Genomic DNA, 17,975 nt, shown 5'->3' on the forward strand with positions numbered 1-17,975 from the left:
ATGGCAACATGATCACTTCATCTTTATCAAATCATATTCTTACGCTCTCTATTGACCGCCCTTCCGCAAAAAATGCACTTAGCCTTGCTATGTATCAAGATCTTGCTCAACAGTTAGAACGAGCAAAAAATGATGATATATCCGTCGTTATTATTACAGGCAATGCTAATATTTTTTGCAGTGGTAATGATATTGAAGATTTTATTCAGTTAGCACAGGCAGATAGCACTCAAACACAAAAAAATAGAGCGATTATTGAACGCTTTATGTTCGCTATGATTGACTGTCCTGTGCCTATTATTGCTGCGGTTTCTGGTGCTGCTATTGGAATAGGTATGACACTGTTACAACACTGTGACTTTATTTTTGCCACTCCTAATACAATCTTCACTCTTCCCTTTGTAAAGCTCGGATTATGCCCTGAATTTGGTTCAAGCTTATTATTACCGCAATTACTCGGCGAACGAAAAGCCAAAGCAATGTTACTGCTTGGCGAGGAAATGACAGTAGAAGAAGCGCTATCTCTTGGTTTTATCAATCAAATAACCATTCAACCTGAACAACACGCTGTGCACTGTGCTAATGCACTTATCGCTTTACCTAAAGAAGCATTGCAGCACACTAAAAAACTCCTATCTGACCATTCACGCCAACAGCTAATTGATTGTATTGACAAAGAGAATGACCTTATTTTTAAGCTGATTAAACGCTCAGAAGCAACCAGTGCATTGTCTCGATTTAAGGAAAAAAAAAGTCAGACTTAATTCATGAATAAAAATTATGACTAATTTGTTGCATTTTCTTGTAAAGGTTCTATGACAAAGGGTATAAATAGACATTACCATTTATTAACGCCACGGATGACCAAATATGTTTGAGAAAATTACAGCAGCTCCTGCTGACCCAATTTTAGGTTTAACAGAAGAATTCAAAGCAGATACACGCGCAACAAAAATTAATCTAGGCGTTGGTATTTATAAAGATGAAACAGGTAATACGCCTGTCCTTGCCACAGTAAAAAAAGCAGAAGCTATTTTACTTGAAAAAGAAACAACAAAGTCATATTTAAGCATTCCTGGTACGCCTGAATACGGCCTAGCGGTTCAAGAGCTACTTTTTGGTAACGATGCAACAATCATCACTGAAAAACGCGCACAAACCGCTCAAGCACCTGGTGGTACTGGTGCATTACGTGTTGCCGCTGAATTTATTAAGCGTCAATTGGGTGATGTAAAAGTATGGATCAGTAATCCTACTTGGGCTAACCACCATGGTGTCTTTGGCGCTGCTGGTCTTGAAACACAGCAATACTCTTACTATAACGCTGAAACAAGTGATATTGACTTTGACGCGGCTATTGCTGATTTAAGCCAGGCTAGCGAAGGCGATATTGTTCTTCTGCATGGTTGCTGCCATAACCCAACGGGTATTGATCCAACAACAGAACAATGGCAAGTGTTAGCAAAACTCTGCATTGAGAAAAAACTACTACCAATGTTTGATTTTGCTTATCAAGGCTTTGCACGCGGTGTAGAAGAGGATGCGCAAGGTTTACGCATCTTTGCAGATCAACTGCCAGAATTACTGGTAGCAAGTTCATTCTCTAAGAACTTTGGTTTATACAATGAACGTGTAGGTGCATTTACACTTGTTGGTAAAACTGCAGAGCAAGCAGCCACAGCATTTAGCCAAGTGAAATCTATCGCACGTGTTATTTATTCTAACCCACCAGCTCACGGTGCTGCGATTGTAACAACCATCCTAAACAACGCTGAGCTGCGTGCAGAATGGGAACAAGAAGTTGCTGATATGCGTGATCGTATCCAAGAAATGCGTACGCTATTTGTAGCAACATTAAAAGAGTTAGGTGTCACTAACGACTTTAGCTTCATTGAACGCCAAAACGGTATGTTCTCGTTCTCTGGTTTATCAAAAGACCAAGTTACACAACTTAAAAATGATTTTGCTATTTATATTGTTGGTTCAGGCCGTATTAGTGTTGCGGGTATGACAAAAGATAATATGATGCCTTTATGTAAAGGTATTGCTGCCGTCTTATAATATAAAAGATGAGCAATAAAAGAGGACATTATGTCCTCTTTTTTATTTCCTACCGTAACAGCTATATGTCTTTTTTATGCAAGTTTGACTAATTTAAACAACATAAAATTAGCCAGATTTATTTAATGGCAATACATTACAATATAAATCTCGCTCGTAATTTCTATTTAGTTGTTCCTTCCAAGGCCTTTTTGCAATAGGAACAAGATAGAACATTTCACGTGTAGTATCAGTTACAAAAGCCATATTATGGCGCATCACTTCATAGTGAATATCATGAACAAACCCTAACGAGAAACTTTGTCTACCCGTTAATATATTTATATCTTCCCGCGTTAAAGAAACGCCTTGATTATCTTCAGCAAAACGATCAATCAACCAATCTGAAAATTCTCTCGCACTTATCATTGTCATAGATCATTAACTCCAAATGCTTCGAGCTCCTTGAAATTAACATCCAAATAAACGCTATATAAAACGTAAGCTAATAAATATTAAACGTAATCTAATAAATTATGGATATTAATTCATTATTATATTTATAGCATTAAAATAATTATTATTATAAATAATCGGAACGATGCATAAATAATAAAGTAGAAGTTAATATTAGCAGAAGAAAATATTTTAGAAGGGATATAAATAAGAATAAAAACCCCCGCTTCTTAAAAAGAAGCGGGATTGGCTGATTAAAGTGCTTTGTATAAAACTTTGTTGCCAGCCAATTGGATGCGCTCAACTAACCCTTCTTCGGTCAATTTTTTTAACGCACCTGTAGCCCAAGAAGCCGCTTTCGCATCTTCCTGGCCAGCTTCTAAGCCAATGCCTTTAGGGTTTAAACCTTCAGCATTTTTCACAACAATATCTAACACTTGTTGCTGCTTAGGAGTTAATGATACTGCCGTTGTTGCTTTAGCAGGTGTCGGTTTAACTTCTTTTTTTGCTTCTACAGCTTTTGCCGCTGGTGCAGCTTTCACTGTTTCAACACTTGGTGCTTGTTTAGCTGCTTTTTTAGGCGCTGCTTTGGTCGCTAATTCAGCAAAAACAGGCGTCTGTTTTTGAAGTTTTAGCTGTACTTTACGTTTGTGAGAGATTCTCATTAAATTTCCTACTCCGTTGCACTACTTTCAGTCACCACTATGCCAGCGGGAAAAAGTAAGCGCGTTTTATATCAAGTATGTCAGAGAAATGCCAGCAAACGACGACATATCAACCGATAAATATGATTTTAAGCAAAAAATTCCTTCTATATTCTTCATATATACTTAATAAGTACAAAACATGTAGGCATCTATCATGAACATGCCGTTGATGTGCAATATTTTGAGTAATCAAAACGATCGCTACGCATTTCCATAACGTAAGATAAATTGATGATTTGATTTGGAGTAAAACAATGGAAACCTATCATGTAAAGTCAGCCCCTATTACCCCTAATGTAATGCTGTTTGTTTTTTGTTTTACAGCGTCGATTAGTGCTAGCTGCCTTACCTTTTTTATTCCTAATATGACACTGCAAACAACCTTTTTTACCACTATTATTATTGGGGTTAGTGCCGTTATCGTTATTCGTTACATCTGTGACTCAAAATATCTGTTCACACTTACATTCATGCATTGCCAATATCATAGTCGTTACGGTGGTTGGTCAACCACTTGGAATAATATATCTCAATTAGGTAAAGCTGAAATAAACCACCAAGGCTGGCAACAGCCTGTTCCTTGGATCGGTATTAAACTCAACGATTATGATGATTTTATTAACAGCATCAGTCCTCGATTGGCCGCACGCATTATTATTGAGCAGCGTATTTTATTAGTTATGGCGATTAAAAATAGTGACGTTGCGAATAACACAATAGAAGATGTGTTATTTGATGATGAACCTTACCAAACGCCAAATGGTCATGTCTTTAAAGGCTTAAGAGCGATGCTAGCACACCGTATGAAATATAATCGTGAGTTCTTAGGCTTTGATTTCTTCATCTCTGAAGACACATTAGATAGGCCAATTAATGATTTTATTGGCCTATTAAGGCGTTATAAAGCGGCCGCTATACGCCAATAGCGTCGCCATGTTGCGCTCTTAAAAATGGTAATAACAATAACCCTATCGCAGCAGCCGCTACAGAAATAACGACAAAGAATCCCATCCAATGGTAATGCTGCATAATTATCGCTAATGGGTAACCCGCAAGTGCTGCGCCCATATAGGCAAATAGCCCTACAAATCCGGTTGCAGCACCGACAGAGTCTTTATGTGAACACTCAGCCGCCGCCATCCCAATAAGCATTTGAGGGCCAAATACAAAAAAGCCAATCGTAAATAAACACACCGCCTGTAAAACAAAGCTCGAGATTGGAATTAACCACAGCGCGGCGACAGACAAAAAGATACCGATTGAAAACAATAAGATCATCGGCCCGCGATTGCCTGAGAATATTTTATCCGATCCCCACCCAGCCACCAGCGAGCCTAAAAAACCGCCAATTTCAAATAATGACAACGCGCTATTAGCCGTGATCAAGCTATAACCATATTGTTCGGTAAGGTATAAATTACCCCAGTCGTTAATCGCTGTCCGAACGATATAGACCAGAATATAGCTAAGGCTTAATAGCCAAATATATTTATTATTGAGTACATAACGAAACAGGATCTGCTTTTGCGATAAGCCCTTGCCTGTATTTTCATGGGCAATTTCTAAGTGATCTTTGCGCCAGTGTCCAATACTGGGTAATCCCATTGACGTCGGTTTATCGCGTAAACGCCAACAAAGAAATAAACCGATAACCACAGCAATGATGCCAGGAATATAGAAACTGTAACGCCAGCCAAAATGGAGCACAGTGAAACCAACAATAATGGGGATCATTGCGCCCCCCATATTATGTGCAGTATTCCAGATAGACCACCACCTGCCACGCTCAGAGCGTGAATACCACGTTGTTAATAACTTGGAACAGGCAGGCCATCCCCAGCCCTGAAACCATGCATTTAATATCCATAATATGCTGAGCGCGACAATCGAACTAGATAAGCCAAATAGAATATTAATTACACCGGTCGCAATCAGCCCAATACCCATAAAGTAACGAGGATTAGAACGATCACTAACAATCCCAGAGATGAATTTCGAGCAGCCGTAAGTCAGATAAAATAATGTGCCCATTAGGCCAATGTCGGCTTTATCCCACCCCAAATCAGTAATAATTGCAGGCATGGCATAACTGAAGTTTTTACGGGTTAAATAAAAGGCAGCATAACCAATATACATACTCACCATAATGTGAATACGCCAATAACGATAACGTTGAGCCGTGTCTTGAGTCGCGTCTATATTCATAATTCTATTATCGTCTAAAGGTTCTAAACCTATGAGAGAGAGCTAAGTTGTGGCAGTACAACACGAATGTTAGTCCCAACTAAAGGCGGATGGTCATAGTAAATCTGTAATTCAGCTTTAGGCTGAGTATGGCTGGTAATAACACACTGACCACCTAACGCTTCGATACGCTCTTTCATCCCACGTAAACCAAAGCCTTTCAATGTATCACTGGTTTTAAAACCCACGCCGTTATCTTCTATTTCCATTGTGATATTGTCATCAACCGACAGTGTGATCAGCACTTCCGTTGCCTTTGCGTATTTTGCGATGTTATTTAGCGCTTCCTGTGCGACACGAAACAGCGTGATTTGCAGCATATCTGACATCACATCATCAATACCTTTCGGATAAGACATTGCGACATCAATATCTTGTGCTTCAAAGTTTAAATCTCTGATCACTTGTTCGATCGCTGCTTTTAAGCCTAAATCATCCAGTGTCTTTGGCCGTAATTGCGACAATAAGCCTTTTGTTGTGTCATAAATATTTAGCGATAATTGCTCTATCGAAGAGGCACAAGATTCGCCAGCCTGTGATGTTTCGACACGTTTTAAAATACTGGCTTGAGTGCGTATTGCGGTAATATTTTGTCCAATTTCGTCATGTAATTCTCGCGCGATATTTTGTCTTACAGACTCTTCTGCCGTAACCAACTGACGTGATAAGGAATAATTGCGTTTTAATTGTTTCGACAGTTTTTTATTTAAATCACGCTGATGTTGGATCCCAATCCCCAACAAAATCCCCGTAATACTTTGTGCTGATAACGACAGCAACAAATCAACGGTTTCAATTGAACTCACTTCACTACGAACAGCAATTAAAGCAATACTGTTAAGTAAGGTGCCCAGTAATGCCCCTTCCCAACCATAACGAAACGCTAATACTATAATCGGAATTGCCAAACAAAATGGCGCAAACAAACTCAATTGCTCAGGTAAATGCACCTGCAATAAGATGTTGGCAATGAATAATAGGCAGAAAAAGAACAGATGCTGGCTACGAAATTCAACCGGACGAGAAACCACATCGACTGTTAATGGTATCCACTCCTTTTGAAACAAATAATTCCAAATCAAATAACAGCTCGGTACCAACATTAAGCCGCTCGTCATACTAATAAGGAAAATAAAACCGAGTCGGCGAGTATTGAAAAGGTCAAACAAGTGCACCCCATTCAATACCAGCATATTGATCAGTGCTAATGTTGTTATCGCTATAGCCATAACAGTAAGTAACCGCCACTGCACACCTTTATAGTAACGCCGCGCAAGTAAGGTGACAGGTATCGATAACATACTGGCAATAAATAAAGCCAGCCAACTATATTGCGGCAAAGATAATGCCAGTAATAGTAATCCGATCCATTCTGCACTATAGATAGCAAGCCAATACTTTTTAGAGCTATGAAGAGTTAAACCAAGCCTAAGTGCAAAAGGAAAAAACACCGTTGCGAGAATAGGATCCATAATGAAGTAATATGAAATACCCCATAAGCAGAACCAACTACAGCAAACAAATAACCAAACACAAAGTGATGTTAGGCTAAAGCTACGCACTAGATAACATCCCCGCTAAAGAACTTAGCAAGCTCAACGTTATTTTTTACGTCCAATTTATCCATCGCATTAGCACGGTGAACATGTACCGTTTTATGGCTTAAACCCAATTTTACCGCGACGGCTTTAACATCAAGCCCTGTTGCGAGTAATTCACTAATTTGATGCTCACGTTTCGTCAATGTTCCTAATGCTTGTTTATTACAATTAGGTGAGACTAAATTAATCGCGATATCAGGAGTTAAATAACAACCGCCTTGCGCTGCTGTTCTCACTGCTTGAACTAATTCATCAGGGCTACAACGTTTACTTAAAAAACCTTTAGCGCCGAAACTTAATGCTTTTTCTACTACCGTTGCAGAGTCATGAACACTCAGCATAATACTGGCAATACCTGATGGAAGATCTTCAAGTAACGTTAAACCACTTTCGTTAGGCATAGAAATATCTAAAATACATACCGTAGCATCTGAACCAGGTAAACCTAATCGCGCTTCTGCAGCAGAGCTGAACTGTCCAACAACCTCCATATCAGGCTCTAAGGCTAATAGCTGAGCAAAGCCAGAACGCACAATAACGTGGTCATCAACCAAAGCAATTTTGATCATTACCTGAATACCTATAGAGAAAAACGCCATAAACTACCCTTTCATATTACTGTGAGCAAGTGCTTTACTTGATATTTATTCCCTATTGGCATTCATAAATACATGGATACAAAAAAGCGCTTTGGTGATCAAAGCGCTTTTCTAAAACATTAGCTGCTAATTAGTTAGTTGCTAATTGCTGGTTTTCTTTCTTTTCACGGTAAATCTTACGCTCTTCAAGGACAGCAACAATTGCCATGATCACACAACAAATGACTGCAGCCGTATCTAGCGCAACGAATGTACCCGCCCAACCTGTTTGACCGAAAATAGGCGTACCATCAGCGATCATACCTAAACCTAATTTCGCAAAGCTATCACCGATTAGGTAAGCAAACGTACCTTTAATACCATCGGCAACCGCGATACCTTGCTTAGGAACAAAGCCAACTGCCGCAACACCAATAAGAAGCTGTGGACCAAAGACTAAGAAACCAAGTGCAAATAATGATGCTCTGTAAGCAAAAATTGTATCCGCATGTTGGTAGAAACCTAATGTTGCAATCACGCCAATAAGCGCAATACACGCAACTAAGCCACGACGACCATTGATTAAGTCAGAGAAGAAACCCCATAAACATGTGCCGATCAATGCGCCCGTTTCAAACATGGTGAAACCAGAAATAGCCGTTTCTTTATCAAAACCAAGTATTTCGTAACCGTATACCGTTGACCACTGGTCGATACCAATACGTACCACGTAAAGAAATACATTAGCAAAACATAGTAGCCAAATAACCTTGTTGTACAACACATAGGTTTTGAAGATTTCCAGCTTGCTCATCTGGTTTTCGTTAACCGCTTTATCTTCTTCAGAAATTGGCTCTTCAAATAGCTCCTCAGCGGTACCTAAACCATAAGATTCAGGGCTATCGTTACCCATGCTAAAACCAATTAACGCAACAACAATTGCAATAATTGACGGCACGATAAACATACCCGCAACATTACCATTAAAGAAGTAGTTTGCACCAAATAGTGCAACACCTGCGGCACCCGCACCACCGATGTTGTGCGAAATATTCCACATACCAAGGAACGTACCGCGGTTCTTTTTACTGGTCCATTTTGAAATAGTGGAGTACGAGTTAGAGCCACCCACACTTTGGAATAAACCCGATAATGCATACAGGCCAATCATCATGTAAAACGAGCCCATTGATGGCCCCATGACTAAACCAAAGCCCAGCATACATAAACCAGACAACAATAAGCCCAATGGCAAAATATTTTTCGAGTTCTTACCATCACACCAGTAGTTTAATGCTGTTTTACCGATGCCATAAGTAATAGAGAAACCAAGACCAATGGTACCTAGTTGCGTCATACTCATACCGTAATCAGAGATCAGGTCGTTTTGCGCAATATTGAAATTCTTACGGATGAAATACATCACCATGTAGCTAACGAACACCACAAGGTATGAACGCAAGAATGGTGCAAGCCACATTTTCTTACGAACAGCTAAAGGTAAATCAAGCGTTGGTTTTCTTACCTGTGTAAGCAGTTTTAACATGTGAAATCCTCAGATAGTCACTGAAAAATCGATGCTATGGATGTTTTTATGATCAATACGCCCAATCGGAGTACTGTTATTACCATTAACATTCACAGTGCAGGGATCACCATCATTCAAAAACGTGTGATTAAATTGGGATATACCAATAAAAATGGATAGATGATCATTGCCGAGGATTTTATCGATGCCTAACCGTTGAGGCATGAGAAGGCGACCTAAAATAACTAGGAATAATTCCTAATTCAGGTGAAATTGACGTAAAAATGTGACGGAGCGCAAACTGAAGATATGTAGCAAATAGAAGAAAGTGAGGCTAGCGCCTCACTTTATAGAATAGAAAATCGCATTAATACAATGGCATTTCATCAGCAACAAATGGGTTTGTTGCTCGCTCATGACCAAATGTCGATAATGGACCATGACCCGGTACAAAAGTCACATCATCACCTAATGGCCACAGCTTAGTTTTAATCGCGTTGATCAATGTTGGATGATCACCACGAGGAAAATCAGTTCGACCAATTCCCCCTTTAAATAGCACATCGCCAACAAATGCAACATTAGCGTCATTGCTAAATAAAATCACATGTCCAGGTGTATGTCCTGGGGTATGGAGAACTTGCAAAGTTTGATTACCGACATGAATTTCATCACCATCGTTTAACCATTGCGTTGGCTCAAATGCTTCCGTCATCGGAAAGCCAAACATTTCACTTTGACGCGGTAGGCCTTGTAGCCAAAACTCATCATCTTTATGTGGGCCAATAACCGGCACATTTAAAGACTGAGATAAAGGCGCTGTACCTCCAACATGATCAAGGTGACCATGGGTTAAAATAAGTTGAGTAACCGTTAACCCTAGTTCGTCAACCACCTTGGTTAATTGTTCAATGTCACCACCAGGATCAACAATCGCCGCTTGGTTTGTTTCATCACACCAAATAATTGAGCAATTTTGCTGAAACGGTGTAACAGGAACAATTTGATACTTAAGACTCATACTCGCTTAACATCCTAGCCATAAACATAAGCCGAAAGAATGCCACGATTATTTATAAAAATATAGCGACGATTTATAGCATCTAATTAACCGCGCCAGTTACGTACCGGACCTGTGTCAATATGCACAAACTGGCTTCCAGGGTAATAACCCACACCACCAATTTTCAGATCCATTGCCGCTTGGCGAACTTTTGATAATGGAACACCTTCAAGATTAAAATCGATAGCTTGCGCCTTCATGTGATAACTCTTTTTCGCCACGCCACCGCTGCGTTTTGCCAACATTTTGTTGGTTTTTGGCGAACGATAGCCCGAAATAAGTTGAGCATAGCCTTCATGGCCTAAATATGTCTGAATTTGTGAGATTGCATCATATAAACGACGATCAATGCGAGCCACTTCATTTTGCCTAAAATCACGACACAGATGATCAATTTGTCTTACCGCAGAGCCGACATACGTTTTTCCATTAAAATACTTTGTTTCTAACTCTTCACCTGTATGAAGATTACGAATCAATAGATCACGAGGATCGGAAGCTTTAAATGGGCTGGCAATTGCTATATTAGGTAATAAACAAGAACCGACAACCGCTCCGCCGAGAGCAAGGAATTTACGGCGATTAATATTAATTTCTGACATACCAACTCATGATAAAAAACGTGCTATTTATTGGAATAATGCAAGGCGTATACCACCCGCTTTTTCCAGCACGATATCCATCATTAATAAAGTAGTCAAAGAGCCATGTCACATATTTTTAATGGCGAAAGAACTACTATTTATTTTCATGGGGTTATCTAGTTCAGTAATTGTAAGCAGAAATTAACGAACTATTATTTCCTTGATCGCGGTCATACTGATATATGTCACTACGATAATTCACTAAGCCTAACTCATCGACCCACGCAGTCTGATAAATTAAATCTACAGGTACATTTTTACTATTACCTAACACTATCGTGCGCGTTTTTTTACTTTCAGATAAATGATTAAAACGTTCTTCACTACTTCCTGAATATTCTAATAGTATCTTTGCTAAATTTTTTGCCTGTTCAACTCGAATACAACCAGAACTTAATGCACGGTCATGCTTTTCAAATAAAAATCGCGAAGCGGTATCATGTAAATAAATAGCTTGGCTATTCGGGAAATTAAATTTAAATACTCCTAATGCGTTTTTCTTTCCTGGCTTTTGTCTTAAACGATAGGGAAAACGATTCGGTGATAACAAATAATATGGAATTGAATTAATAGCTATTTTTTGTGCATTCTCCCATCCTTTTAGCACTTCATAATTATTGCTAGACAAGTAATTTCGATTTATTCTCACCTTCGGCATAATATCTTTTTTCATAATAGAATGTGGGACATTCCAATAGGGATTAAAGACAACCGATTGAATATCAGAATCAATCATAGGCGTTTGTCTTGATGGGCGTCCAACAATGACTTTACTTCCCAGTACCCTTTCACCGCCAAGCCATAAGTCCATATGATAACTGGGAATATTCACCACAATGCCAGTGTCTGGCTTGACCGACCATAATCGCATACGTTGTGCATTTAGTGCCAATAGCCGAATACGCTCTTTGATATTTAATGCTAACCATTGCTGGGTGTGGGCGCCTATTACGCCATCACTCTTTAAACCGTGTCGCTGTTGAAAACGCTTTACTGCGAGCAAAACAGGGCCTGTTAAATATTTTCTTTTTTGAGTACGTACTTTCTTCGCTTCTAATGCCGTCATATCGCCTAATGTTTCCAGCACAGTGACAACACCCTCAATATTGTTAACATACTGTCCTGGGTGAATATTGCCTTTAAATAAAAAGACAGGCCATCGAGTATCTTTTATCTCGTTAAGTTTATTTAACGCAGTAACAAGCTCTGTATATTCATTATCGAATGGTTTTAACCTAGCAATAAAGTTACGTAAACGTTGTTGTTCATGGCTTGTTAATAATTTGTCTATAAACCCATCAGAAGGTAATGGCAGTATTGTGGGAGGTATATCACCAAATAACCATAAGTTTCCTTTTTTCTGTACCGCTTCAATAAAACCCATATATGCAAATAATGTATCAGTTGCCAGCACATCGTAATAGCGCCAATCATCACTCTTTCGATAACGTTTTAAATTATGATAACGACGGGTTAAATCAGGAGAAACTTTTGTTAATGACAATAAATAAAGTTGATCTTCAAATTCAGCCATAGCAATTTGATCTTGCCACACTTGACTATATCCAATCGTAAAATACAACTCAGCCAATTTATCAAGATACTGAATACCTTGTACATTATTAGCAATATCTGTTACCCAGCCTTTCGCTATTTGATATTGCTGACTAACGGTATGATTATTGCTAAATATTTCTTCACCTGATGAATGTATTAATTTAGACGTAATAATTTGCTTATCTTTTATTTCAAGCGTTTTATTTTCTGTTGTAGAGTGAGATGATAAATCAGATGAAGCTGCAAGATTAATAGAAAATAAGCATAATACAGAGGTGAAATACCAATACTTACAAATAGTCATAGAAGTCCCCAAGCACTACTTCGCTATTACTAATAATAGTATTTAGAGAATTAAATGTAGACGCAATTTAGTTAAAGTTAAATATATCTACAAGAATAGAAAGGAAACGGGGAATTAATAGCAATAATGTTTGCATATTGCAAAAAACAATGCTGTTTCTTAATAATAAGAAGAAACAGCATTTATAATTAAACCGTAGAAAATACCGTGATTAGACAGCAGACAGTGCCCAATGGTTATCCCACATAATCGCACTTTGTTTTGACGTCTTTTTAAAATGGGTATCAATACTGAGTATTTTCCCTGCGCCTGAGCCAACAACCCAATGGTTATCTAGCATTGCAACGCCAGAAGCATCAACCAAAGGCTTCACCTCAACTAACTCTCGCGTTGATTGATCCCAAATACCGTAACAATTCCCTCTTGGTGAGGTTGCTAATAAATAGCCATCAATCGAACCAATACTGGCAATGTAATGATTAAACCTCAACCATTGTTCATCTTCCGCCAATAAAGAATGCAATGCCTGACCCCGTTGATGCGTTGCCACCAGCGGTGCGGCCTGTTCAGGCTCACCACGATACTGTTGACCGCAAGCTATACCGCCATTATCCATTAAGCTAAGGTGGCGAATACTAAGACGCTTATCTGCAAGTTCAGCTTGATCAACAATCTCACCTCGGCGCTTATCTACATACACTAATGCAGGCTGCATTGAATCAAGGTTTAACGGTGTTCTTCCTTGGGTATGCACCCCTCCAACCCCCACCGCTAAGGTATTATTATCAGCCCAAATCACCTCATGAGGACCAATACCAAAATCGCTAAACTCAGCCACTTTAGGTAAACCTTGCCTAACCTCATAGACCCCAATAATACCGCGACTGGTTGCGGATTCTCCTTCCGTTGTATACAAATACTGACCATCATCAGAAAAAACACCGTGGCCGTAAAAGTAACGATTAGGATCTGCTGCTCGTAAGCCCCACTCTGTACCTGATTTATGATCAAACACTTGAACATATTGCCCAGGACGGCGAGAAAACACCGCGGTTAATGAGCCATTACGTTGCAACGCAATACCATGACCTCGTGCAGGTAGCATAATTTTCAGCAGTGGATTTCCTGATAAATCAGCCACAATAGCTGCAAATTTCCCTGCTGCGGTTCGACTACAACCAATCAGTTTGGGCTGACTGTGTGATTGTACTGAAACACCATGTCTCGCGCTGGCATCACAGCCTGTTAACGACATAAACGGTAAAGCACTAGCTGATGAAAGCGCATAACGTAATAATTTACGCCTCGATAAATTAGTCGCCATCGGTTGCATTAAACCCCATCACAATACCTAGCTCTGCCGCAACATCATCGTGTAACGCTAACTGAATATATTCCAGCCCATTAAACACATTAATTAATTCACGGTATCCAGCTTTTGTTTTGAGTAATGCTCCCATGCTCTTTTCTTGAGGCCAATCGGCTAACAACAGTTCAAAGCGCTGATTAATACGATTTGCGGTGATCTCATGTCCTTCATTAATCAATAAAGCATGTAGACCTTTACCATTGGCTAAATATAACTGGTGTAATGCTTCAACACTCGCTTTTAAACTCACCATTGATGTTTGTGAACGCCACGCTTCCGCTTGATAGGGTTTTGGCTTACCCGGTTTACCCATTGGACGCGTCAGTTTTTTAAGGGTGTAATCAAGCTGGTTATTGAGTGCGCCTAAATATTCACCCAAGGCTAATGGCGGTGGTAATGTTTGCCATGGGTTATGTTTCCACTCTGAGACTAAAGCTGAAGCGGTTTGTACCATATGCCCTGTTATTGCATCGGCTAACTGACAATAATTAGCCTGAGATAACTGCTTTTGCTCTTGAAATAAAAACCACTCAGCAGCACCTAAACCTTGCACAACCACACTTTGATCAGCAATGTCTTGGCTACTAAATGTTTTTTCTGACTGTAATAACTGTTTAAGCTTTCTACCTGTGGTGTTCTTTTTGTCAGGCCAAAATTGCACTTGCCAGCTTAACGCTAAAGCTTCTTCACTACCTTTTTCTCGGCCTTGTAATGCCATCCAGTTTTGCATGGTTGTTAACCATGCCTCTTGCGCCGCTTTTACAGATGCATCACTGTACTGAGTACAAATATGATTTACGCTATCATGCAGTAAACGGGTCGATTGCTGATACTTTGTTGCGGCATCCAATGACAGTTCATAAACAGGCGTAAGATTAAAACCTAACGTCTCCGTAGGTTTTACATTTTCAATCAGTGGCGTTGGTTTGGGCTCTGATTGTGAAACGTCAGTACTATCGTCGGTGCTATCTTCACTACAACCTGTGGTCATAATACTTAACGCCACTGTACAAACGGTAAGAATAATCTGAGATTGGCTTGCATACTTCTTCATTACAATACCGCTCCTTTTACAGTGAATTTAAAAACGCGACTAATGCTTGGCGATCAGATAACGGCAGTTGCAACACTTTATCGCGGCTCATTTGTGCTTCACCGCCATGCCATAACACCGCTTCCATAACTGTTCTAGCACGCCCATCATGTAAAAAGTTAGTGTGTCCGTTCACTTCCTCGGTATAACCTAATCCCCATAACGGCGGTGTTCGCCATTCTTGCCCATTCGCTAAAAACTCCGGACGATTATCTGCTAACCCTTCACCCATATCGTGTAGCAATAAATCGGTGTAAGGGTTGATAGTTTGTTCAGATAACGCTGGAAGATCAGGGACAGTAGCCGTTTTAATATTCGTGCGGTGACAACTTTCACAGCCAATATCAGCAAACAACTTTTCGCCTTTCATAACTTGAGGATCAGTAATATTTCGACGCGCAGGTACCGCTAAATGCTGCGAATAAAATTCAACAAACTTGAGCACTTTGTCTGTGACTTCATGTTTTCCGCCATTAGGCAGTTCTTGGCAAATTGACTGTTTATCGCTACAGTTTTCTTGTTCAAATAACGCACTGGTTAAGCCTAAATCACCATTAAACGCAGCAGCATTTTGTTGCATTAAAGTGGGTTGCCCCGCTTTCCAACCAAAGCGTCCAATCACCGTTTTATTCGCTTGCACATCCCACACTTGGTTTAATTTTCCGCTTACGCCTCTGCCTTCATCGGCTTGTGCAGTAACAAAAGACTTCAATGTCGCCTCTGGGATATGCTCCAACAAACCCAATCCGATCATTGGTGGCGCAATACGTGCAGATAACATTACATCTTCCACCATTGGGCCATAATTGAGATCCGTAATAGTTAAATTAGGCTTACGTAGGGTTATCACCTCACCGTCAGAAAACGTCACAGGTACATCAGTGTAGGTTAATGCTATTTGCCCTTCTGGTTTAGCTTCAGGCAAGGCAAAATCTTGTAATTGGCCGCCATAAGTCGGCTCTGGAATTGTGCCAGTTTTAATCAACTGTTTTTTCTGGGCATCTGTTAGTGCTGGAATACTTAAACGCACCAGCATAGAGACAGCATTAATATCGCCTTTTTCAGGTGGATGACCGCGCCCATCCTTAATGTGGCAATTCTGACAACCGTTGGTATTAAATAACGGCCCTAAACCATCACGGGCATCGGTTGTTGCAGGGGCTTGTACCCAAGGATTACGAAAAAAACTGTTACCAACACTGAAATCTAATCGCTTAGACATTGGCAAATTACTTGAAGGTAAAGAAAAGGCATTGGCACCTGTTTTTGGCGTGGTGGTATCACCGCCAGATTTAATTTTTGCCAGTTGCTCTTGGGTATACTTTGGTTTTGTATCAGGAAGAGATGATTCTGCCGACGCGATAACAGGCAGTAACCCTAACGACATCAATATCGTTGCTAAATACTTCATACTCACACTCATAGATTCTTATTATTAAAATACGAATAAAGTCGCCCTAACTGCTGGCGACTTATTCTTTATATTTTTGTTGAGCAGTAAGTCGTTTAGAACTGATGATCTGCTGTATCAGGATTTAGGTTACTTACCCCAATAATACTTGCCGCTTTTTCAATTTCAGCCGTTTGCTGCACTAACGCCATAATAGATTTATTCACCAACGCATGGCCGGCTTTATTATCTGTAGCAATAAGTTGATCAAAGTGTTGGTTATCTTTTTCAGCTGAATCAACCAGTGTTTGGAGTTGAGCGCGAGTTTTATCAAATTCAGCTTTAATTTCAGCCGCGGCTTTCTTATCTTTCGCTGCCACTAGGTCATTAATACTTGGACCTGTTAACACTTCACCATTAGTACGGGTGTAAGTACCCGTGTAAACGTTATAGATACCTTGCTCATTGTAGTAATGCGAGTTATGGGTGTTATCTGAAAAACAATCGTGCTCGTCTTCCGTTGAATTGGCTTCTAATGCCACCTTCATACGCTCACCAGCAAGCTCACCTAATGAAAGAGAGCCCATACCAAATAGCATTTTACGCAAACCGTTATCTGCTGATTCTGCTAGTAGTTCACTACGGTAGTTCTTCGCATCTGTTGCTGACCACTGCTTTTCCATCCATTGCAGATCGTTAATCAACAGTTGAGAAGAAGCCGTTAAATAATCAGCACGGCGATCACAGTTACCGTTAGTACACGCTTCGCCTTTTACAAAATCTGTAAATTTACGATCGCCAGCGCCACTCTTAGTACCGTTAAGATCTTGTCCCCATAATAAGAACTCAATCGCGTGATAACCAGAAGCCACATTTGCTTCAGAACCGCCTAATTCATTTAACCCAGCAATCAATTCAGGCGTGATCTTAGTAACATCAATCTCTTTATTACCCACATTCAGGGTTTTGCTTGCTACGATATTCGCTTTTGCACCTTCATTACCAAGCTCGTGTTGGTAATCATTCGCTACGTAGTCAATTAAACCTTCATCTAACGGCCATGCATTTAATTGTCCTTCCCAATCATCAACAATACCGTTGCCAAAACGGAATACTTCAGATTGTTGGTAAGGAACGCGAGAAGCTTTCCATGCGGTACGTGCTGCTGAAAGTGTTTTTTCAGAAGGATTAGCAACAAGAGCAGCAATCGCTTTATCTAAATCTTTTGCGGTCGTTAATGCATCACTATAAACACTGTGTGCAAGATCAGCATAATGCGTCACCACCTCTTGCTTGGTTGCCGCTAGTGTCACGGTAGGCAACGTAAAAATCGCTGCTGCAATCAGAGTGTGAGTCAATGTTTTGTTCATTAAAGCGCCTTCCTTGTTAGAGCGTTTCTTA

Annotated in this window: 16 protein-coding genes; 3 read left to right on the forward strand and 13 right to left on the reverse strand. The window is 39.9% G+C overall.

Annotated features, from left to right (window positions below; all coding sequences use genetic code 11):
- The first annotated feature begins 8 nt into the window (after nt 1–8).
- Complete coding sequence (locus C9J41_RS00125) at nt 9–764, forward strand: enoyl-CoA hydratase-related protein (protein ID WP_107205794.1); 756 nt, start codon at nt 9–11, stop codon at nt 762–764.
- Between the two features lie 106 nt (nt 765–870).
- Entirely contained in the window at nt 871–2,061 is a 1,191-nt protein-coding gene (locus C9J41_RS00130; RefSeq protein WP_107205793.1) for an amino acid aminotransferase, read from the forward strand.
- A 108-nt stretch (nt 2,062–2,169) separates the two neighbouring features.
- Here C9J41_RS00130 and C9J41_RS00135 read toward each other — a convergent pair whose 3' ends face one another.
- Nucleotides 2,170–2,475 carry a hypothetical protein gene (locus C9J41_RS00135; protein WP_107205792.1) on the reverse strand — a complete coding sequence of 102 codons (306 nt, stop codon included), beginning with the start codon at nt 2,473–2,475 and terminating at the stop codon, nt 2,170–2,172.
- Between the two features lie 275 nt (nt 2,476–2,750).
- Nucleotides 2,751–3,161: a MarR family transcriptional regulator gene (locus C9J41_RS00140; protein ID WP_107205791.1), complete on the reverse strand. Its 411-nt coding sequence runs from the start codon at nt 3,159–3,161 to the stop codon at nt 2,751–2,753.
- A gap of 296 nt (nt 3,162–3,457) precedes the next feature.
- Here C9J41_RS00140 and C9J41_RS00145 point away from each other — a divergent pair, with 296 nt between their 5' ends.
- Complete coding sequence (locus C9J41_RS00145; protein WP_107294075.1) at nt 3,458–4,129, forward strand: DUF2982 domain-containing protein; 672 nt, start codon at nt 3,458–3,460, stop codon at nt 4,127–4,129.
- Here C9J41_RS00145 and C9J41_RS00150 read toward each other — a convergent pair.
- The 11 genes from C9J41_RS00150 to C9J41_RS00205 form a co-directional block, all read right to left on the reverse strand.
- Nucleotides 4,116–5,408 (reverse strand): MFS transporter, encoded by a 1,293-nt coding sequence (locus C9J41_RS00150; protein WP_107286988.1) that lies wholly within the window; start codon nt 5,406–5,408, stop codon nt 4,116–4,118. The genes C9J41_RS00145 and C9J41_RS00150 overlap by 14 nt on opposite strands.
- 29 nt (nt 5,409–5,437) lie before the next feature.
- Complete coding sequence (gene uhpB / locus C9J41_RS00155) at nt 5,438–7,009, reverse strand: signal transduction histidine-protein kinase/phosphatase UhpB (RefSeq protein WP_107294076.1); 1,572 nt, start codon at nt 7,007–7,009, stop codon at nt 5,438–5,440.
- A complete protein-coding gene (uhpA, locus tag C9J41_RS00160) occupies nt 7,009–7,617 on the reverse strand; it encodes a transcriptional regulator UhpA (RefSeq protein WP_107294176.1) in 609 nt (202 codons plus the stop codon). The genes uhpB and uhpA overlap by 1 nt, the downstream gene beginning before the upstream one ends.
- Nucleotides 7,618–7,777: 160 nt before the next feature.
- The gene (gene uhpT, locus C9J41_RS00165; protein ID WP_107205787.1) at nt 7,778–9,172 is read right to left on the reverse strand and encodes a hexose-6-phosphate:phosphate antiporter; all 1,395 of its coding nucleotides are present in this window, start codon (nt 9,170–9,172) and stop codon (nt 7,778–7,780) included.
- A 349-nt stretch (nt 9,173–9,521) separates the two neighbouring features.
- Entirely contained in the window at nt 9,522–10,175 is a 654-nt protein-coding gene (locus tag C9J41_RS00175; protein WP_107205785.1) for an MBL fold metallo-hydrolase, read from the reverse strand.
- An 86-nt stretch (nt 10,176–10,261) separates the two neighbouring features.
- A complete protein-coding gene (locus tag C9J41_RS00180) occupies nt 10,262–10,810 on the reverse strand; it encodes a YcbK family protein (protein WP_199188045.1) in 549 nt (182 codons plus the stop codon).
- Nucleotides 10,811–10,982: 172 nt separating this feature from the next.
- A complete protein-coding gene (locus C9J41_RS00185) occupies nt 10,983–12,722 on the reverse strand; it encodes a murein L,D-transpeptidase (protein ID WP_107294077.1) in 1,740 nt (579 codons plus the stop codon).
- Nucleotides 12,723–12,933: 211 nt separating this feature from the next.
- On the reverse strand, nt 12,934–14,055 hold the full coding sequence (locus C9J41_RS00190) for a DUF1513 domain-containing protein (RefSeq protein ID WP_199187000.1): 1,122 nt from the start codon (nt 14,053–14,055) through the stop codon (nt 12,934–12,936).
- Nucleotides 14,036–15,145: an imelysin family protein gene (locus C9J41_RS00195; protein ID WP_107245416.1), complete on the reverse strand. Its 1,110-nt coding sequence runs from the start codon at nt 15,143–15,145 to the stop codon at nt 14,036–14,038. Before C9J41_RS00195 ends, C9J41_RS00190 begins: the two co-directional genes overlap by 20 nt.
- 16 nt (nt 15,146–15,161) lie before the next feature.
- On the reverse strand, nt 15,162–16,595 hold the full coding sequence (locus tag C9J41_RS00200) for a di-heme oxidoredictase family protein (protein ID WP_107205781.1): 1,434 nt from the start codon (nt 16,593–16,595) through the stop codon (nt 15,162–15,164).
- A gap of 95 nt (nt 16,596–16,690) precedes the next feature.
- Nucleotides 16,691–17,944: an imelysin family protein gene (locus C9J41_RS00205; protein ID WP_107205780.1), complete on the reverse strand. Its 1,254-nt coding sequence runs from the start codon at nt 17,942–17,944 to the stop codon at nt 16,691–16,693.
- Between the last annotated feature and the right edge of the window lie 31 nt (nt 17,945–17,975).

Source organism: Photobacterium sp. GB-50 (assembly GCF_003026755.1).
Lineage (GTDB): Bacteria > Pseudomonadota > Gammaproteobacteria > Enterobacterales > Vibrionaceae > Photobacterium.

What these genes read in the sequence shown, in the direction of transcription:
- C9J41_RS00140 (WP_107205791.1), bottom strand. Translation starts at nt 3,161, where the DNA reads ATGAGAATCTCTCACAAACGTAAAGTACAGCTAAAACTTCAAAAACAG.
- C9J41_RS00135 (WP_107205792.1), bottom strand. Translation starts at nt 2,475, where the DNA reads ATGACAATGATAAGTGCGAGAGAATTTTCAGATTGGTTGATTGATCGT.
- C9J41_RS00150 (WP_107286988.1), bottom strand. Translation starts at nt 5,408, where the DNA reads ATGAATATAGACGCGACTCAAGACACGGCTCAACGTTATCGTTATTGG.
- C9J41_RS00190 (WP_199187000.1), bottom strand. Translation starts at nt 14,055, where the DNA reads ATGCAACCGATGGCGACTAATTTATCGAGGCGTAAATTATTACGTTAT.
- C9J41_RS00185 (WP_107294077.1), bottom strand. Translation starts at nt 12,722, where the DNA reads ATGACTATTTGTAAGTATTGGTATTTCACCTCTGTATTATGCTTATTT.
- uhpT (WP_107205787.1), bottom strand. Translation starts at nt 9,172, where the DNA reads ATGTTAAAACTGCTTACACAGGTAAGAAAACCAACGCTTGATTTACCT.
- C9J41_RS00205 (WP_107205780.1), bottom strand. Translation starts at nt 17,944, where the DNA reads ATGAACAAAACATTGACTCACACTCTGATTGCAGCAGCGATTTTTACG.
- C9J41_RS00125 (WP_107205794.1), top strand. Translation starts at nt 9, where the DNA reads ATGATCACTTCATCTTTATCAAATCATATTCTTACGCTCTCTATTGAC.
- uhpA (WP_107294176.1), bottom strand. Translation starts at nt 7,617, where the DNA reads ATGATCAAAATTGCTTTGGTTGATGACCACGTTATTGTGCGTTCTGGC.
- C9J41_RS00195 (WP_107245416.1), bottom strand. Translation starts at nt 15,145, where the DNA reads ATGAAGAAGTATGCAAGCCAATCTCAGATTATTCTTACCGTTTGTACA.
- C9J41_RS00175 (WP_107205785.1), bottom strand. Translation starts at nt 10,175, where the DNA reads ATGAGTCTTAAGTATCAAATTGTTCCTGTTACACCGTTTCAGCAAAAT.
- C9J41_RS00145 (WP_107294075.1), top strand. Translation starts at nt 3,458, where the DNA reads ATGGAAACCTATCATGTAAAGTCAGCCCCTATTACCCCTAATGTAATG.
- C9J41_RS00200 (WP_107205781.1), bottom strand. Translation starts at nt 16,595, where the DNA reads ATGAAGTATTTAGCAACGATATTGATGTCGTTAGGGTTACTGCCTGTT.
- C9J41_RS00130 (WP_107205793.1), top strand. Translation starts at nt 871, where the DNA reads ATGTTTGAGAAAATTACAGCAGCTCCTGCTGACCCAATTTTAGGTTTA.